This window comes from Streptosporangium sp. DT93, assembly GCF_049844535.1.
Taxonomy (GTDB): domain Bacteria; phylum Actinomycetota; class Actinomycetes; order Streptosporangiales; family Streptosporangiaceae; genus Streptosporangium.
In genome coordinates this window covers 60,495-76,618 of record NZ_JBNCLF010000032.1, presented here as the reverse complement: position 1 = coordinate 76,618, position 16,124 = coordinate 60,495, and the positions used below count along the sequence as shown (strand labels likewise).

General features: G+C 73.5%; 14 protein-coding genes and 1 pseudogene. 14 read left to right on the top strand and 1 reads right to left on the bottom strand.

Annotation, left to right across the window (positions count from 1 at the left end):
- Window positions 1-521 precede the first annotated feature (521 nt).
- From ACLQ2R_RS38125 to egtD, 10 genes and pseudogenes are all read left to right on the top strand, one after another.
- Entirely contained in the window at window positions 522-1,232 is a 711-nt protein-coding gene (locus ACLQ2R_RS38125) for a hypothetical protein (RefSeq protein WP_425966297.1), read from the top strand.
- 305 nt (window positions 1,233-1,537) lie between these two features.
- Window positions 1,538-2,755, top strand: a complete 1,218-nt coding sequence (locus ACLQ2R_RS38120; protein WP_425966296.1) for an ABC transporter substrate-binding protein — start codon at window positions 1,538-1,540, stop codon at window positions 2,753-2,755.
- A gap of 18 nt (window positions 2,756-2,773) precedes the next feature.
- The gene (locus ACLQ2R_RS38115) at window positions 2,774-3,742 is read left to right on the top strand and encodes a carbohydrate ABC transporter permease (RefSeq protein ID WP_425966295.1); all 969 of its coding nucleotides are present in this window, start codon (window positions 2,774-2,776) and stop codon (window positions 3,740-3,742) included.
- A complete protein-coding gene (locus ACLQ2R_RS38110; RefSeq protein ID WP_425966294.1) occupies window positions 3,739-4,587 on the top strand; it encodes a carbohydrate ABC transporter permease in 849 nt (282 codons plus the stop codon). The genes ACLQ2R_RS38115 and ACLQ2R_RS38110 overlap by 4 nt, the downstream gene beginning before the upstream one ends.
- 32 nt (window positions 4,588-4,619) lie before the next feature.
- Window positions 4,620-4,832 (top strand): annotated as a pseudogene (locus tag ACLQ2R_RS38105) (DUF2264 domain-containing protein); the annotation flags it as partial.
- The gene (locus ACLQ2R_RS38100; RefSeq protein ID WP_425966293.1) at window positions 4,799-5,311 is read left to right on the top strand and encodes a hypothetical protein; all 513 of its coding nucleotides are present in this window, start codon (window positions 4,799-4,801) and stop codon (window positions 5,309-5,311) included. The pseudogene ACLQ2R_RS38105 and the gene ACLQ2R_RS38100, both read left to right, overlap by 34 nt.
- A 330-nt stretch (window positions 5,312-5,641) precedes the next feature.
- A complete protein-coding gene (locus ACLQ2R_RS38095) occupies window positions 5,642-7,102 on the top strand; it encodes a glutamate-cysteine ligase family protein (RefSeq protein WP_425966292.1) in 1,461 nt (486 codons plus the stop codon).
- Window positions 7,103-7,249: 147 nt separating this feature from the next.
- The gene (gene egtB, locus ACLQ2R_RS38090; RefSeq protein ID WP_425966291.1) at window positions 7,250-8,716 is read left to right on the top strand and encodes an ergothioneine biosynthesis protein EgtB; all 1,467 of its coding nucleotides are present in this window, start codon (window positions 7,250-7,252) and stop codon (window positions 8,714-8,716) included.
- Window positions 8,717-9,433, top strand: coding sequence for an ergothioneine biosynthesis protein EgtC (egtC, locus tag ACLQ2R_RS38085; protein ID WP_425966290.1), 717 nt, complete (start codon window positions 8,717-8,719; stop codon window positions 9,431-9,433).
- A 251-nt stretch (window positions 9,434-9,684) separates the two neighbouring features.
- Entirely contained in the window at window positions 9,685-10,665 is a 981-nt protein-coding gene (gene egtD, locus ACLQ2R_RS38080) for an L-histidine N(alpha)-methyltransferase (protein ID WP_425966289.1), read from the top strand.
- Window positions 10,666-10,855: 190 nt separating this feature from the next.
- Here the strand turns inward: egtD and ACLQ2R_RS38075 are convergent, their stop codons facing one another.
- Window positions 10,856-12,058, bottom strand: a complete 1,203-nt coding sequence (locus ACLQ2R_RS38075) for an ROK family protein (protein ID WP_425966288.1) — start codon at window positions 12,056-12,058, stop codon at window positions 10,856-10,858.
- A 145-nt stretch (window positions 12,059-12,203) separates the two neighbouring features.
- On the opposite strand from ACLQ2R_RS38075, the gene ACLQ2R_RS38070 reads away from it, so the two are divergent.
- The 4 genes from ACLQ2R_RS38070 (at window position 12,204) to eda (ending at window position 16,112) form a co-directional block, all read left to right on the top strand.
- On the top strand, window positions 12,204-12,521 hold the full coding sequence (locus tag ACLQ2R_RS38070) for a hypothetical protein (RefSeq protein ID WP_425966287.1): 318 nt from the start codon (window positions 12,204-12,206) through the stop codon (window positions 12,519-12,521).
- Between the two features lie 110 nt (window positions 12,522-12,631).
- Complete coding sequence (gene edd / locus ACLQ2R_RS38065; protein ID WP_425966286.1) at window positions 12,632-14,551, top strand: phosphogluconate dehydratase; 1,920 nt, start codon at window positions 12,632-12,634, stop codon at window positions 14,549-14,551.
- Window positions 14,548-15,504, top strand: a complete 957-nt coding sequence (locus tag ACLQ2R_RS38060) for a glucokinase (protein WP_425966285.1) — start codon at window positions 14,548-14,550, stop codon at window positions 15,502-15,504. The genes edd and ACLQ2R_RS38060 overlap by 4 nt, the downstream gene beginning before the upstream one ends.
- Complete coding sequence (gene eda / locus ACLQ2R_RS38055) at window positions 15,501-16,112, top strand: bifunctional 4-hydroxy-2-oxoglutarate aldolase/2-dehydro-3-deoxy-phosphogluconate aldolase (protein ID WP_425966284.1); 612 nt, start codon at window positions 15,501-15,503, stop codon at window positions 16,110-16,112. Before ACLQ2R_RS38060 ends, eda begins: the two co-directional genes overlap by 4 nt.
- Window positions 16,113-16,124 lie beyond the last annotated feature (12 nt).

Below are 16,124 nucleotides of genomic sequence, written 5' to 3'. Positions count from 1 at the left end.
GCCACGTCCGAGTTCTACCAGCCACGACCAGCCCACTACCGGACCTCACGTAGATCCGAACCTCGAACAGCTCCTAGCGGCCTGCGGGCGCGTTCCGCGTCCGGCCGCCCGCCCCGGCGACGAACGACCCCGGTGACGTCTTCCCGGGGTACGGAGCCGCAGGCGGGCCCGCCCGGCCCGGAACGTCGCCCGTACGACACGCGGCGCCCGTACGACAACGCGCCCGTACGACACGGGGCGCCCGTACGACAACGCGCCCCTACGACGACGACGCGCTCGTACGACGCGCGGCGCCCGTCGGCACGAGGCGCCCTACGACGCCAGGCGTAGAGAAGGGACCTTCCTGCGGGGGACGGCCGGACACGCGTTCACGGCCACAGTGGGACGGACAGCACGACGACCATGTCCGCTCCCACCGCGCCTCCCCCTGCCCTCCCCGGGCCCCGACGGCAACGGATCGCCTTCCGCGTGTCCGGGGTGAGGCCGGGACGCGGCGCGGTACGTGCCCGGAAGGCGACCCCATGCCCGCGCCCGTCCCGACCCCGCCGAATCCTGCCGCCGAGCCCGTCCCGTCGGGAGTGCCCGCCGCCCCGCGTGGCGAACGCGGCGGCCGGCCCGCCGAACGCCGATCCGGCACCGTCATGCCGCCCCGGCTCCGTAAGACCGTCCTCACCGTGCACGTGGCGATCTCGGTCGGCTGGCTCGGGCTCGACCTGGGTCTGCTCGCCCTCGGTGTCACCGCGCTGACCACCGGCGATCCCGCACTGGTGAAGGCCTCCTACCTGGCCATGGACGTCCTCGGCGACACGCTGATCGTCCCCGTGGGACTGATCGCGGTGCTGACCGGCGTCGTGCTCGGCCTGTACACGCCCTGGGGGCTGGTCAGGTACCACTGGGTGCTGCTCAAGCTGGTGACCAGCACGGCCGCGTTGATCGCCTCGGTGTTCGCGCTCCGCCCGCAGATCGAGGAGGCCGCCGCCTGGGTGTCCGGGGCGGGGGCCGCCACGCCGTTACCCCTCCCGGACCGGGGCGAGCTGAGCCTGGTCGTCGCGCCGAGCGTCGCCCTGACCGTCTACCTGCTCAACGTGGCATTGTCGACGTTCAAGCCGTTCGGCCGCACGCCGTACGGGCGCCGGCGGACGGCCCGGGGCACCGGGAGCACCGGGAGCACCGGCGTCGGCGGCGGCGGCGGTACCGCGACGCGGGCCGCCCGGAGCCGCCCGGCCGGCTGAGGCCGGAGCACGAACCTGACGCGGACCGGCCCCGGACCGGCCCCGGACCGGCCCCGGACCGGCCCCGGACCGGACAGGGCCGGACAGGGCCGGACAGGGCCGGACGCGCACCGGACCAGGACCGGACGCGGACAGGAGCACGCGCCGCGGCACGGGCCGGAAGCTCGGCGACCACGCGATCGTCACTGGCGACCGGCCCTCTCACTCCTGCCTCCCCACCGTGTTACCAAAGCGTTTCTCAACGGGGCTGAACTTTTTTCACATCTTACATTATCGTCCGTTGCACCCCCCATCAGGAGGAAGAAATGATCAGGAGAGTCACAGGGGCCGCGGCCGGTATGGCACTGCTCGCCGGACTCGTCGCTTGCGGCGGCGACACCGGGACGGCCTCGGAGGCCACGACGCTGACGTACTGGATGTTCCAGGACCGCACCCCGCAGGCCGGGGAGGTCGTGGAGAAACTGCGCGCGGACTTCGAGAAGGCCAACAAGGTCACCGTCAAGATCGTCAAGATCCCCAAGGACGACTACAACACCAAGCTGGGCAGCGCGGTCGCCGCCGGGACCGTCCCCGACGTCGGCATCCTGGACCAGCCCCTGGTCGCCAGGTACGCACTGGACGGCACCATCAAGGAGGTGCCCGCCGGCACGGCCGACGAGAAGGCGTACTACAAGGGCGCCCTCGACACCAACCGGGTGAACGGCAAGCTCTACGGCCTGCCGCTGGACCACACCGCGGTCGCGCTCTTCTACAACAAGAAGCTGATCCCGACGCCGCCCAAGACCTGGGACGAGCTCAAGCAGATGGCCGCGAAGGTCCACCAGGACGACCCGAAGACCGCCGGGATCGTGGTGCCCAAGGGCGACGGCTACGGCGGCTGGATGTGGCCGGGCTTCGTCGCGGGCGCCGGCGGCTCCATGGTCGACGAGCAGGGCAAGAAGATCCTGTTCGACCAGCAGCCCGGGGTGGAGGCGCTCCAGCTCTGGGCGGACCTGCTGCCCTCCTCCCCCAGGGAGATCACCGACTCGGACAAGGCCTTCGAGAACGGCCTGGCCGCGATGACGATCTCCGGCCCGTGGGACGTGGCCAACATCAAGGACCAGTTCCCCGACCTGCAGTTCAGCACCGCCCCGCTGCCGTACAAGACCGAGCCCGCCGGGAACATCGGCGGCGAGAACGCGGTGGTCTTCAGCAAGGGCAAGAACGCCGAGCTGGCCTGGAAGTGGCTCGTCCACCTGACGAGCGCCGAGAACAACACCGCGCTGGCACAGGCGCTCGGCGGCTTCCCGACGAACGTGGCCGCGGCCGAGAAGGACGCCGCGACCTTCGGGCCCGACCAGGCGGCGTTCCTGGAGCAGCTCAAGGTCGCCCAGGCCCGCCCCGCCCTGCCGGAGTGGATCCAGATCAACGACGAGATCATCGCCCCCGCCATCGAGGCGGCGCTGAGCGGCAAGAAGACCTCCCAGGAGGCGCTCACCGAGGCCGCGGACAAGACGCGCGCGCTGCTCGGCTGGAACGGCTAACGCGAAAGCGAGGCGAACGTGGCATCTCCGGTGCTGGCCGACCAGCCCACCGTGACGCCCCGTCCCGGGCGGCCCCGCCGCCGCCCGGGGTTCGGGCGACGCGACCACGTCATCGGGTGGCTCCTGATCGCCCCCGCGATGATCTATTTCGTGATCTTCATGCTCTACCCGGCGCTGGCCGCGCTGTACTACAGCTTCACCGACTGGAACCTGCGGTCGGCGGCGAGCTGGGTGGGCCTGGCCAACTACTCCGACCTGCTCTCCGACGACGCGAAGTACCCCCACTTCTGGAAGTCGGTCCAGGTCACCCTGCTCTACACGGTGATCGCCGTCCCCCTGACGCTGGTCACCGCCCTGGCCCAGGCCCTGCTGCTCAACATGATCCGCCGCGGCTCGGGGGCCTTCAGGCTGCTGCTCTTCCTGCCCGTGGTGACCGCCGAGGCCGCCGTGGGCGTCATCTGGCGCTGGCTGTACGACCCCCAGTACGGGCTCGTCAACGGCTTCCTCGGGCTGTTCGGCATCCCCGGGCAGAACTGGCTCAACACCCCCGAGCTGGTCATCCCGGCGCTGGCGTTCATCGCGGCCTGGCAGTGCGGCATCTCGATGCTCATCTACCTGGCCGGGCTGAAGGGCATCCCCGGCTCGATCCGCGAGGCCGCGATCATCGACGGCGCCGGCCCGCTCCAGCGCTTCTGGAAGGTCGTCGTGCCGATGCTGCGGCCCACGACGTTCTACCTGCTGGTCACCGGGGTGATCGCGGCGCTCCAGGTCTTCGGCCTGGTCTACGTGATCCTGTCGGGCGGCGGCGGCAGGAGCGTCACCGGCGGCCCCGAGCAGTCGGGCCTGACCTACGTGCTGCACCTGTACCTGTACGCGTTCCGCTACGACGCGATGGGCGCCGCCTGCGCGATGTCGTTCGTCCTGCTCGTCTTCATCATGATCATTACTGCGCTGCAGTTCAGGTTCGTCCGGCAGGAGGCGTCATGAGGACGGCGAGGAACGTACGGCTCGCGCCCGTCTACGTCGCCCTGGTGCTGCTGGCGGCGGTGTCGGTCGTGCCGTTCCTGTGGATGCTGGCGACCTCCTTCAAGCACGGCTCGGACGTCTACACCAAGGTGCCCAGCCTGCTGCCGCTGGACCGCAGGACCGGCGAGTGGTCGCCCACCCTGGAGAACTACTCCTACGTCCTGGAGTTCGGCGGGATGGGCCAGGCGTTCGTCAACAGCGTCTGGGTCTGCCTGATCCTGGTCCCGGCCAAGCTGCTGATCGACGCGCTGGCCGCCTACGCCTTCGCCCGGATCCCCTTCCCCGGCCGGGACAAGATCTTCGTCCTGCTGCTCGCCGGCATGATGGTCCCCACGATCACGCTCCTGGTGCCGCGCCTGCACGTCACCCAGGCGCTGGGCATGTTCGACTCCGCGTGGGGCCTGATCGTGCCCAACGTGGCCTCGGTGCTGGACATCTTCCTGCTGCGCCAGTTCTTCCTGTCGCTGCCCACGGAGCTGGAGGAGGCCGCGCGCATCGACGGCGCGGGCCGGATGCAGATCTTCTGGCGGATCGTCGTGCCGCTGTCGAAGCCGGTGCTGGCGGTCGTGACGATCACCAGCTTCATCTTCCACTGGAACGACCTGATCTGGCCGCTGGTGGTGCTCAACGACCCCGAGCTCTACACGCTGCCGCTGGCCCTGCAGCAGCTCGCCAGCGGCGAGTCGGGACGGGCCTACTACATGATGGCCGGTGCCGCGCTGGCGGTCGTCCCGGTCATCGTGATCCTGATGATCTTCCAGCGCCGCATCATGGAGGGGATCGCGTTCACCGGCCTCAAGAGTTGACCTCCGCCGGGCACGGAGGCGGGCACGGAGACGTGAGGGGCACCGGGAGCGGGACGCCGCGTGACCGCGAGGGCCTGCGCGAGCCGGTGACCGGGCTGGTCGAGCCGCTGGTGCCCCGCCTCAGCCCCGGGCGGGCGCGCCTGCGGCTCGGGGTCAACACGGCCCACTACCCGGACGCGGCGGCCGAGCTGGAGGCGTTCGCCCGCCCGCTGTGGGGGCTGGCGCCGCCGGCAGCCGGGGGCGGGTCCTTCGGCCACCGGGAGCTGTGGCGCCGCGGGCTCGCCGCGGGGGCCGCGCCGATGTCGACACCTGGCTGCTCCCGCACCCGCCCTGGCACCTGCGGGTGCACCGGCTGCGGACGGGACGAAGGCTGCTGTCGGCCGAGGGCGCGTTCGCGGTCGACCGTGACCCCGCCGCGTACCGCGACGCCGCCGGTCCCGGTCACGCCCGCGTCGGCTCCCCCGCGGGGCTGTGCGTGATCGAGGACCTGACCGGGGCGCGGACCGGGGAGCTGGTCCGTCCCCTGCCGGGCACGAACGTCATGGTCCCGCGCACGGTCATCCCCACGCTCCGGGGTGAGCACGTCCCCGGCGGGGAGGGCGCGGGCTCCGGCTCAAGCGGGAGATCCTTCCGGCCGGGCACCCCTTCAGGACCCGCTGTCCCCGCCACCTGCCACGGGCGAGTCGATGCGTGCGGCGATCCCTCATCGCCAAAAAGGTGTTGAACCAGGTCAGAAGGGGAATTTTTCTCCCAGAACCACCGTCGCTCCCGGGAGCGCCCCGGCGAGAAGGGCGTCATCACGTCCGAGGGCCGAACGCGACACTGCATCACCATGGGCTACCACGGTGACGCTCGGCGATCGATCCATGACGTCTCGCCATGGAGGTCCCGGACACACGGAGGTCCCGGACGCCCCGGCCGAACGGCGGGCGCCCGGACTCCGCGGGAGCGTACCGGATCCGTGGAAGCCGTTCGCGGCCCCGGACGCCGGGCCCGTGGATCTGATCACTCATGGACCTGTGAAGCCGTACAGGAATGGCGAGAGGGGACGGGGATGACCGGTCTCGCGACCGAGAACGCGCTGGTCCGGGATGTCGACGACGTGGAGGCCTTCGCGCGGCGCTGCTTCTCCGGCTCTCCCGGCGACCTTCTGGGGGTGGAACTGGAGTTCCTGGTGTTCGACCGTACGGTCCCCGCCCGCCAGGTCCCGATCGCCAGGATCGCCGGCGCCCTGCCACCGCTGCCCGGCGGGAGCGTGGTGACCTTCGAGCCGGGCGGCCAGCTGGAGCTCTCGAGCCCGCCGGGCTCCCTGCCCGACGCGATCGGCCGCCTCACCTCGGACGTCGAGGCCGTGCGGGAGGCGCTGCGGGGGGCGGACCTGGTGCTGGCCGGGGTCGGGCTCGACCCGCTGCGACCGGCCTGGCGGCAACTGCACCTTCCCCGGTACGAGGCCATGGCCGAGTTCCTCGGCACGCCGTACGGGTCGCTGATGATGTGCTCGACCGCGTCGATCCAGGTCAACCTGGACCTCGGCCCGGATCCCGTGAGGCGCTGGGAACGCGCGCACCTGCTCGGTCCCGTCCTGGTGGCGGCCTTCGCCTGCTCGCCGCTGAGCGGGAGCCGGCCGTGCGGGTGGATGTCGGGCCGCCAGGCGGTGTGGGAGCGGCTCGACCCCACGAGGACGGGCTCCGTCCCCGCGAGCGGCGATCCGGCCGCCGCCTGGACGGAGTACCTGCTCGACGCCCGCCTGATGGCGGTACGCGAGGACGCCGGGTCCGGCGAGGAGGGCGCCGGGAACGGACGCCACGGCCGGCACGGGCGCCACGGTGGAAACGGGCGCGGTGAGAACGGGCGCGGCGGGAACGGCCCGCGCGGGAACGGGCGCGGCCGGGACACGGAACGCGACCTCCGCCACGCCCGGACCGGCGGTGCCGGGGACCACGAGGGACAGGGACACCACGGGGATCACGGGAATCACGGGGATCGCGCGGGTCACGGGAACGGGGTGCGTTACCGTCCCGTCCGGGACGGCTCGACCTTCCGCGACCTGCTGGCCGCCTCCCGCGAACCGCCGACCCTGGCGGACCTGACGTACCACGCCACCACCCTCTTCCCGCCGGTCCGGCCGCGCGGCTGGCTGGAGATCCGCTACCTCGACGCCCAGGATCCTGCGGGCTGGCAGGTGTGCGCGGCGGTGACGCACGCCCTGGTGACCGACGACCGCGCGGCCGACGCGGCGCTGGCCGCGGTGGAGCCGTGCGCGGGGATGTGGCTCCAGGCGGGACGCCGCGGGCTGGCCGAGCCCCGGCTGAGGGACGCGGCCGACGACTGCTTCCGCGCCGCGCTCGCGGCGCTGCCCCGGCTGGGGGCGCCGCCGGGCCTGGTCCGGGAGGTCGCCGCCTTCGGGGACCGCCACGTGACCCCCGGCCGGTCCCCGGCCGCGGATCTGCTGGAGCTGGTGAAGGGGCCGGAGGGACGCCTGCCGGCCTGGCTGTCCGGGGAGGGGCGGGCCTGACGCCCTCCAGGACCGGACCACCGTCCTGACCGGCCGGGAAGGGGGGCCTGACGTTCCCCCGGGCCGGACCACCGGCCCGGCCGTCCGGGAGGGGGGATCCGAAACCCCTCCGGATCGGAGCACGCGGGTCCCACGCAGGAGGTATGGATGAGCGACTTCAAGGAACGGATCGCCGCCGAGCTGACCGCGGCGCGGAGCCGGTCCATCGCCTACACCGACGCCGAGGACGACCTGCTGGTCAGGCAGCACTCACCGCTGATGTCACCGCTGGTGTGGGACCTGGCGCACGTGGGCAACTACGAGGAGCTGTGGGTGCTGCGCCAGGCCGGCGGGATCGCCCCGCTCCGCCCGGAGATCGACGACCTGTACGACGCGTTCCGGCACCCGCGCGCCGACCGCCCGGCCCTGCCCGTCCTGGGGCCCGGCGAGGCACGCCACTACATCGGGGGCGTGCGCGGCCGGGTGCTGGACGTCCTGGACGAGATCGACCTGAACGGCCCCGATCCCCTGCACCGCGACGGCTTCGTCTTCGGCCTGGTGATCCAGCACGAGCACCAGCACGACGAGACGATGCTGGCGACCCTGCAGCTGTCCGGCGCGCCGGACCTGGTCCGCGACGGCGACCTGCCGCCCGCCGGCCCGCCGGGGCCGGCCGAGGTGTTCGTCCCGCCGGGCCCGTTCCTGATGGGCACCGCCACCCACCCGTGGGCCTACGACAACGAGCGCCCCGCCCACCCGGTCGACCTGCCCGGCTACTGGATCGACAGGCTCCCGGTCGGCAACCGCGCCTACGCCGACTTCGTCGAGGACGGCGGCTACGACGATCCCCGCTGGTGGAGCGGGGAGGGCCTGCACTGGCTGCGGCGCAGCCGGGCGTTCGCGCCGCTGTTCTGGACGCGGGACGGCGGGAGCTGGTGGCGTACCCGCTTCGGCCGGACCGAGCCCGTGCCCATGGACGAACCCGTCCAGCACGTGTGCTGGTACGAGGCCGAGGCCTACGCCCGGTGGGCCGGGCGGCGGCTGCCGACCGAGGCCGAGTGGGAGAGGGCCTGCGGCTGGGACGCCGGGGCGGAGCGGGCGCGGCGCTACCCCTGGGGGGACGACGCGCCGGGGCCCGGCAGGGCGAACCTCGGCCACCGGGCGGCACGGCCCGCGCCGCTGGGCGCCTTCCCGGCCGGGGCCTCCCCCTGCGGGGCCGAGCAGATGGTCGGGGACGTGTGGGAGTGGACGGGCTCGTGCTTCCTGCCCTACCCGGGGTTCCGGAGCTTCCCCTACCCCGAGTACAGCGAGGTCTTCTTCGGCTCCCGCCACCGGGTGCTGCGCGGCGGGTCCTGGGCGTCGGATCCGGCGGTGGTGCGCACGACGTTCCGGAACTGGGACCGTCCGGCCCGCAGGCAGATCTTCTCCGGCTTCCGGTGCGCCCGCTCGGCCTCGGCGGAGGACTCCGCCTGTGTCCACCCGGCCTCCGCCGGGAACTCCCGGTCCACCCGCCCGGCCTCCGCCACGGACCTCCCGCCCGTCCGCCCGGCTTCCGCGGGAGACTCCGGGTCCACCCGCCCGGGCTCCGCCGGAGGCTTCGGGGCCACCCGCCCGGCCTCCGCCGGGGAGGGGTAGATGTGCCGCCACGCGGCGTGGCTGGGCGCCCCTCGCACCCTCGCCTCGCTGATCCACGAGCCCGGTCACGGCCTGCTGCGGCAGTCCTACGCGCCGCGCCTGCAGCGCCACGGCACGGTCAACGCCGACGGTTTCGGCGTCGCCTGGTACGACACCGCCCGCGCGGAGCCGGTCCGCTACCGGCGGGCGATCCCCATTTGGACCGACGAGAACCTGCCGGGGATCGCGCGGATCGCGAGATCCGGCTGCCTGCTGGCCGCCGTACGGTCGGCCCCCGTGGGGACGCCGGTCGAGGAGAGCGCGACCCCGCCCTTCGCCGACGGGCCGTGGCTGGTCAGCCACAACGGGCGCGTCTCCCGGGAGGTGGTCGGGGAGCTCGCCGACGACGCGGAGAGCACGTGCGACTCGGCCTGGCTGGCCGCCGCGGTGTTCGCGCGCCGGCGCGCGGGTGATCCGCTCGGCGAGGCCCTGACGGAGATCGTCACCCGGGCCGGGGTGAAGGATCCCGGTGCCCGCCTGAACCTGCTCGCCTGTGACGGCGTCTCGATCGCCGCGACCGCGTGGGGGGACACGCTCTTCGTCCACCTCGGCGACCACGCGCGCGACGGGGTGCTCGTGGCGAGCGAGCCCCTGGACGGCCGGCCCGGCTGGCGGGCCGTTCCCGACCGGACCCTCGTCCTGGCCTCACCCGACGGTGTACGCGTCCGGCCGCTCTGACCGGCCCCCACCGGCCCCACGGCCCCGAGCAGCCCCCGGCCCCCACCGGCCTCCTCGGTCCCGTCGGTCTCCGAGGAACCGGAGGGAACGCCGGTCCCCGGTGGGCACGCGCCGGCCCCGAAGGACCACGAACGTCCCCGGGCGACCACCGGGGCGACCGACCCGGCCGAGAGGAGAGCGGTTCCGCCACACCAGAGCGACACGGCCGCGGACCCGCGTGCGGGACGTGGCCCACAGACCCGGGAGGCACCGTGTCCATCAGCCAGTCACCCGTACAGCTGATCGATCATCTCGGCCGCGAGCACCTGCGCCACGCCCTCGGACGCGACGTCCGCACCGGGATGGCGGCCACGCCCAAGTGGTTGCCGCCCAAGTGGTTCTACGACGAGGCGGGCAGCGACCTGTTCTCCAGGATCACCCGGCTGCCGGAGTACTATCCCACCCGCCGCGAGCTGGCCATCCTGCGCAGGCAGGCGCTCGACATCGCCGTCCGCAGCGGCGCCGACACCCTGGTCGAGCTCGGCTCGGGAACCGGCGAGAAGACCGTGCTGCTGCTGGACGCGCTCTCGGCCAGGGGCACGCTGCGCGCCTACACGCCGGTGGACGTCGACGCGGCGACCCTGGGCGACGCCGCGCGGCGGTTCGCCTCCCGCTACCGCGGCCTGGTCGTGCGGGCGATCTGCGCCGACTTCGAGACGCACCTGGCGCTGCTGCCCCGGACGGGACGGCGGATGGTGGCCTTCCTCGGCGGCACCGTCGGCAACCTCGCCCCGGAGCCTCGCGGGGCGTTCCTGAGGGAGCTGCGCGCCACGCTCTGCCCCGGGGACTCCCTCCTGCTCGGCGCCGACCTGGTCAAGGACCCCAGGCGGCTGGTCGCGGCGTACGACGACGCCGCGGGGGTGACGGCCGCCTTCAACCGGAACGTGCTGCGGGTGATCAACCGGGAGCTGGGCGCCGGCTTCGAGCCGGAGGCCTTCGAGCACGTCGCGCTCTACGACGAGCGGCACGAGTGGATCGAGATGCGGCTGCGCGCGAGCCGCGCCATGCGCGTGCCGATCCCCGGCCTGGGCCTGCGGGTCTCCTTCGCGGCGGGGGAGGAGATACGCACCGAGATCAGCGCGAAGTTCCGTATCGGCGGCCTGCGGCGGGAGCTCACCGCGGCCGGGTTCCGGATGGAGTGCCACTACACCGACCCGATCGGCGACTTCGCGCTCGTCCTGGCCCGCGTCTGACCTGTCCGTGGGCCCGGTACGGACGTGCGGCACCGGACCTCGGGCATCACCCCCGGCCGGATCCCGGGGCTCGGGTCCCGGAATCCGGGTCTCGGGCTCCGGACCTCAGGCCCGGGCCGGGACCCGGGCCCGGGACCCGGGATCAGGCCCGGGACCCGGGATCAGGATTCCGGGCTCAGGGTTCCGGACCTCAGGCGAGGGAGCGGATCGCCCTGGCCGGTCGGCGCCAGGACGCGTCGACGGCCTCGGGCGACAGGATGTGGTCCAGGACCATGTGGGCGCAGCCGGCGATCCCGGCCTCCGGGCCGAGGCGGCTGCGCTCGATGCGCAGGTTGCGGGTGGCCAGGGCGGTCGAGCGGCGGTGGACCACCTCGCGCACCCCCGAGACCAGCGGCTGGAAGGTCTCGGCGACGTCGCCGCCCAGGACGACCACGGAGGGGTTGAGCAGGTTGACAGCGCTGGCGACGACCTCCCCGAGCATCCGGGCGGCGTTGCGCACCACGGTCATCGTCCGGGCGTCGCCAGAACGGACCAGGCCGACCACGTCGTCGAGGGTCTTGACCTCGTACCCCAGGGCGCGCAGGTCGCGCAGGATGGCGGTGCCGCTGGCGACCGAGTCGACGCAGTCGATGTTGCCGCAGCGGCAGAGCACTCCCCCGCCGTCGCGGACCGGGATGTGCCCGATCTCCCCGGCGGCGCCCAGCGCCCCCCGCAGGATCTCGCCGCCGGCGATGACGCCGGAGCCGATCCGGGTGGAGACCTTGATGAACAGCAGGTCGTCGGCCTGGCCCGCGTAGACCTCGCGGTGCTCGCCGATCGCGATGACGTTCACGTCGTTGTCGAGGAAGACCGGGACGGGGAAGCGCTCGGCGATGATCGGCGGGATGGCCACGCCGGTCCAGCTCGCCATGATCCGGGTGCTCTCGGTACGTCCGGCCGCGAACTCCACGGTGGCCGGGACGCCCAGGCCGACGCCGCGGACCGGCGCGGCGAGGTCGTCGCCGAGCAGCTCGCTCCAGGTCTCCATGACGAGCGGCAGGACCACGTCCGGGCCCTCCTCCACGTCCACCGCGAGCCCGGCGGAGGCCAGCACCTCGCCGCCGAGGTCGCAGACCGCGATCTGGGCGCGGCTGGCGCCCAGGGAACCGACCAGCACGACCCCGCCGGAGGCGTTGAAGACCAGGCGGGTCGGCGGGCGGCCTCCGGTGGAGGGGCCCTCGCTGTCCTCCACCACCAGGTTCCGCTCCAGCAGCTCCGACACCCGCAGGGACACGGCGGGCCGGGACAGGCCGGTGACACGCCCTATGTCGGAGCGCGTGACGGCCTCACCGGAGCGGATGAGGCGCAGCACCTCACCGCTGGTGGCCAGCGCGGCAGCGGGACGTCGAGGCATCGGCCAAGTGAATCACACCCACTTAGTAAATGAAACCTTCGTACTTTCTTATCTTGAATGACAAAACTCCGCTTGCGAAGAGCGCAAGGTCTGGCTACTGTCCGATCTATCCCAGATTCCGGTAGCCCACCGTGGAGCACCCCCCATGTCCGAGACACCGCGACCCGCAGACCTGATCGTCTTCGGCGGCACAGGCGACCTCTCCATGCGGAAACTCCTGCCCGCGCTCTACCACGCCGACCGTGACGGCCGGCCGGCCCCCGAGACGCGGACCATCGCGATGTCCCGGGGCGGGCTCGACGAGGTCGAGGCCGCCTGGCGGTGGATCGACCCGATCCTCGGCGAGCGGGACTCGCGGGGCACCCCGCCCGAGCCCTACCCGGCGGGCAGCGCCGGACCCGCCTCGGCGTACGAACTCGTCGGCCGCCGCGGCCGCGCCTGGCACGAGGAGGTGCCGGTGTGAACGACCGCGCGGACCCCGCGGACCGGCCGGGACACGACCACGACGACCGGCACGAGCGACACGAACGACCTGACCGACGAGATCGGCACGACCGCGACGGAGGACACCGGATGCACCCCGTGATCCAGGAGGTCACCGACCGCCTGACCGAGCGCAGCCGCCCCAGCCGCACCGCGTACCTGGCCCGGCTGCACGCCGAGGCCGAGGCGGCGCGCCTCCGGGGACCGGCCAGGGCGAGCCTGGGCTGCGCCAACCTGGCCCACGGCTTCGCCGGGGTCGGCGCGGCCGACAAGCGCGACCTGCGGGCGAACGTCAAGCCCGGCGTGGCGATCGTGTCGAGCTACAACGACATGCTCTCGGCGCACCAGCCCTACGAGGCCTACCCGGCGATCCTCAAGGACGCCGTGCGCCGGGCGGGCGGCGTCGCGCAGTTCGCCGGCGGCGTGCCCGCGATGTGCGACGGCATCACCCAGGGCCGGGCCGGCATGGAGCTGTCGCTCTACAGCCGCGAGGTGATCGCGATGTCCACCGCGATCGCGCTCTCGCACGACATGTTCGACGCCTCCCTCCTGCTCGGCGTCTGCGACAAGATCGTCCCCGGCCTGCTGATCGGCGCCCTGCACTTCGGCCACCTGCCCGCGATCTTCGTGCCCGCCGGGCCGATGACCTCCGGCCTGCCCAACAAGGTCAAGGCCCGCACCCGGCAGCTCTTCGCCGAGGGCAAGGTCGGCAAGGACGAGCTGCTCGACGCCGAGGCGAAGTCCTACCACTCCCCCGGCACCTGCACCTTCTACGGCACCGCCAACTCCAACCAGGTCATGATCGAGGTCATGGGCCTGCACCTGCCGGGCGCCACGTTCGTCAACCCGCGCACCGAGCTGCGCGAGGCCCTGACCCGGGCCGCGGGCAGGCGGGCGGTCGAGCTGACCGCGCACGGCGACGAGTACACCCCGGTCGGCGAGGTCGTCGACGAGAAGGCGATCGTCAACGCCTGCGTGGCGCTGCTGGCCACCGGCGGCTCCACCAACCACACCATGCACATCGTCGCCATCGCCGCGGCGGCCGGCATCGAGCTGCTCTGGGACGACCTGTCGGCCCTGTCGAAGGCCGTGCCGCTGCTGACCCGGATGTACCCCAACGGCCAGGCCGACGTGAACCACTTCCAGGCCGCCGGCGGGATGCAGGTCCTCATCGCCGAGCTGCTCGACGCCGGGCTGCTCCACGGCGACGTGCTGACGATCGCCGGCCGCGGGCTGGACCACTACCGCTCGACCGTGGAGCTCAAGGACGGCGAGCTCCTCTGGCAGGAGCGCACCGAGGGCAGCACCGACCCGGACGTGCTGCGGCCGGTCGCCGACGCGTTCTCCGCCGACGGCGGCATCCACATGCTCGACGGCAACCTGGGCCGCGCGGTCACCAAGGTCTCCGCCGTCAAGGACGAGCACCTGGTCATCGAGGCCCCCGCCAAGGTCTTCGACGACCAGCTGGAGCTGCTGCGCGCCTTCGACGCGGGCGAGCTGGACGGGCAGGACTTCGTGGCGGTCATCCGCTACCAGGGGCCCAGCGCCAACGGCATGCCCGAGCTGCACAAGCTCACCCCGCCGATGGCGGTGCTCCTGGACCGCGGCCAGCGGGTGGCGATCGTCACCGACGGCCGCATGTCCGGCGCGTCCGGCAAGGTCCCGGCCGCCATCCACCTCTCGCCCGAGGCCGCCGACGGCGGCCCGATCGCGCGGGTGGTGGACGGCGACCCGATCCGCCTCGACGCCGCCGCGGGCACCCTGGAGCTGCTGGTGCCCGCCGCGGAGCTGGCCGCCCGGCCGACGCTGGGCGCGCCGCTCGACGACGCCCGCTGGGTCGGCACCGGCCGCGAGCTGTTCGGCGCCTTCCGCCGCGCCGCCGGCCCCGCCGAGCGCGGCGCGAGCGTCTTCGCCCTGAACGGCCGCGCCGAGGCCCTGGCATCGGCGGCGTCGACGTCGGCGCCCCCGGCCGCCGGCCACCCCGCGACCACCTCGGGCGCGACCCCATGACCCTCCCCTGGCTCGTCGCCGACATCGGCGGCACCAACGCCCGTTTCGGGCTGATCACCGAACCCGGTGGCCGGCCCGAGGCGGTGGCCGTGCTCGCGGGCGCGGAACACGACGGCCTACCCGGAGCCGTAGCCGCCTATATCGCAGATCATGCGGGCGGAGTTCGGCCGGGAGCCGCGTGTGTCGCGATCGCGGGGCCCGTGGAGGGAGACCGTTACCGGCTCACCAACGCCGGATGGACGGGGTCGGTGCGCGACCTGGGCATTCCCCACGCCTGGCTGCTCAACGACTTCGAGGCCCTGGCCGCGTCCCTGCCGTACCTGGGCGGCGAGGATCTGGCCGGCCTGGGCGGCCCGGAACCCGGCGACGGCGTCAAGGCCGTGCTCGGGCCCGGGACGGGGCTCGGCGTGGGCGGCCTGGTGCCCTCCGCCGGAGGCTGGGTGCCGATCCCCGGGGAGGGCGGGCACGTCACCGCGCCGCTCCTGGACGAGCGCGACCACGAGATCGTCCGCGCCCTGCGCGCGGACGGCCTGGAGCACGTGGTCGCCGAGCACCTGCTGTCCGGCCCCGGCCTGTCCCGGCTGCACCGGGGGCTGGCGCTGGTCCGCGGCACGGACGCGCCCCGGCTGACGGCCGCCGAGATCGTCACCCGGCTGGACGACTCGCTCTGCGCCGAGACCGTCGAGGTGTTCTGCGCGATGCTCGGCACCTTCGCCGGGAACGTCGCCCTGACCCTGGGCGCCAGGGGCGGCGTCTACCTGGGCGGCGGGGTGCTGCCGCGTATCGTGGAGCGGGTCCGCTCCAGCGACTTCCGCCGCCGGTTCGAGGCGACCCCCACCCTGAACGACTACCTCTCCGGCATCGCCACGACGCTGATCGTGGCCCCCCAGCCCGCCCTGGTCGGCGCGGCGGCGTGGCTGGACCAACGCCTGTCAGACATGGAGTACGCATGAGCCTGCTCGACATCGCCCCCGTCGTCCCGGTCGTCGTCATCGACGACGTGGAGACCGCGGTCCCCCTGGCCCGCGCCCTGGTGGCGGGCGGCCTGCCGGTCATCGAGGTCACCCTGCGCACCGAAGCGGCGCTGGAGGCGATCGGGCGCATCTCCGCCGAGGTGCCCGACGCGGTGATCGGCGCGGGCACGATCCGCGCCGCGGCCGACGTGGCCGCGGCCGTGGCGGCCGGTTCCCGGTTCCTGGTCAGCCCGGGGACCACGCCCGGCCTGGTCGACGCCATGGAGTCGAGCGGGGTGCCGTTCCTGCCGGGCGCGGCGACCGCCTCCGAGGTCATGGCGCTGGCCGACCGGGGGGTGAGCGAGATGAAGTTCTTCCCCGCCGAGGCGGCCGGGGGCCTGCCGTACCTCAAGGCGCTCGGCGGCCCGCTGCCGCAGGTCAGGTTCTGCCCGACGGGCGGCATCAGGCTCGACACCGCCCCCGCCTACCTGGCGCTGCCGAACGTCGGCTGTGTCGGGGGGACCTGGCTCACCCCGGCCGACGCGCTCGCCTCGGGCGACTACGCCCGGATCGAGAAGCTGGCCGCCGAGGCCGCAGCCCTGCGCTGACCGCTTCCCTCC

Excerpts from the sequence above, each read along its gene's own strand:
- ACLQ2R_RS38075 (WP_425966288.1), bottom strand. The coding sequence starts at position 12,058 with ATGCCTCGACGTCCCGCTGCCGCGCTGGCCACCAGCGGTGAGGTGCTG.
- ACLQ2R_RS38120 (WP_425966296.1), top strand. The coding sequence starts at position 1,538 with ATGATCAGGAGAGTCACAGGGGCCGCGGCCGGTATGGCACTGCTCGCC.
- ACLQ2R_RS38125 (WP_425966297.1), top strand. The coding sequence starts at position 522 with ATGCCCGCGCCCGTCCCGACCCCGCCGAATCCTGCCGCCGAGCCCGTC.
- egtC (WP_425966290.1), top strand. The coding sequence starts at position 8,717 with ATGTGCCGCCACGCGGCGTGGCTGGGCGCCCCTCGCACCCTCGCCTCG.
- eda (WP_425966284.1), top strand. The coding sequence starts at position 15,501 with ATGAGCCTGCTCGACATCGCCCCCGTCGTCCCGGTCGTCGTCATCGAC.
- ACLQ2R_RS38110 (WP_425966294.1), top strand. The coding sequence starts at position 3,739 with ATGAGGACGGCGAGGAACGTACGGCTCGCGCCCGTCTACGTCGCCCTG.
- egtB (WP_425966291.1), top strand. The coding sequence starts at position 7,250 with ATGAGCGACTTCAAGGAACGGATCGCCGCCGAGCTGACCGCGGCGCGG.
- ACLQ2R_RS38060 (WP_425966285.1), top strand. The coding sequence starts at position 14,548 with ATGACCCTCCCCTGGCTCGTCGCCGACATCGGCGGCACCAACGCCCGT.
- edd (WP_425966286.1), top strand. The coding sequence starts at position 12,632 with ATGCACCCCGTGATCCAGGAGGTCACCGACCGCCTGACCGAGCGCAGC.
- ACLQ2R_RS38095 (WP_425966292.1), top strand. The coding sequence starts at position 5,642 with ATGACCGGTCTCGCGACCGAGAACGCGCTGGTCCGGGATGTCGACGAC.
- ACLQ2R_RS38070 (WP_425966287.1), top strand. The coding sequence starts at position 12,204 with ATGTCCGAGACACCGCGACCCGCAGACCTGATCGTCTTCGGCGGCACA.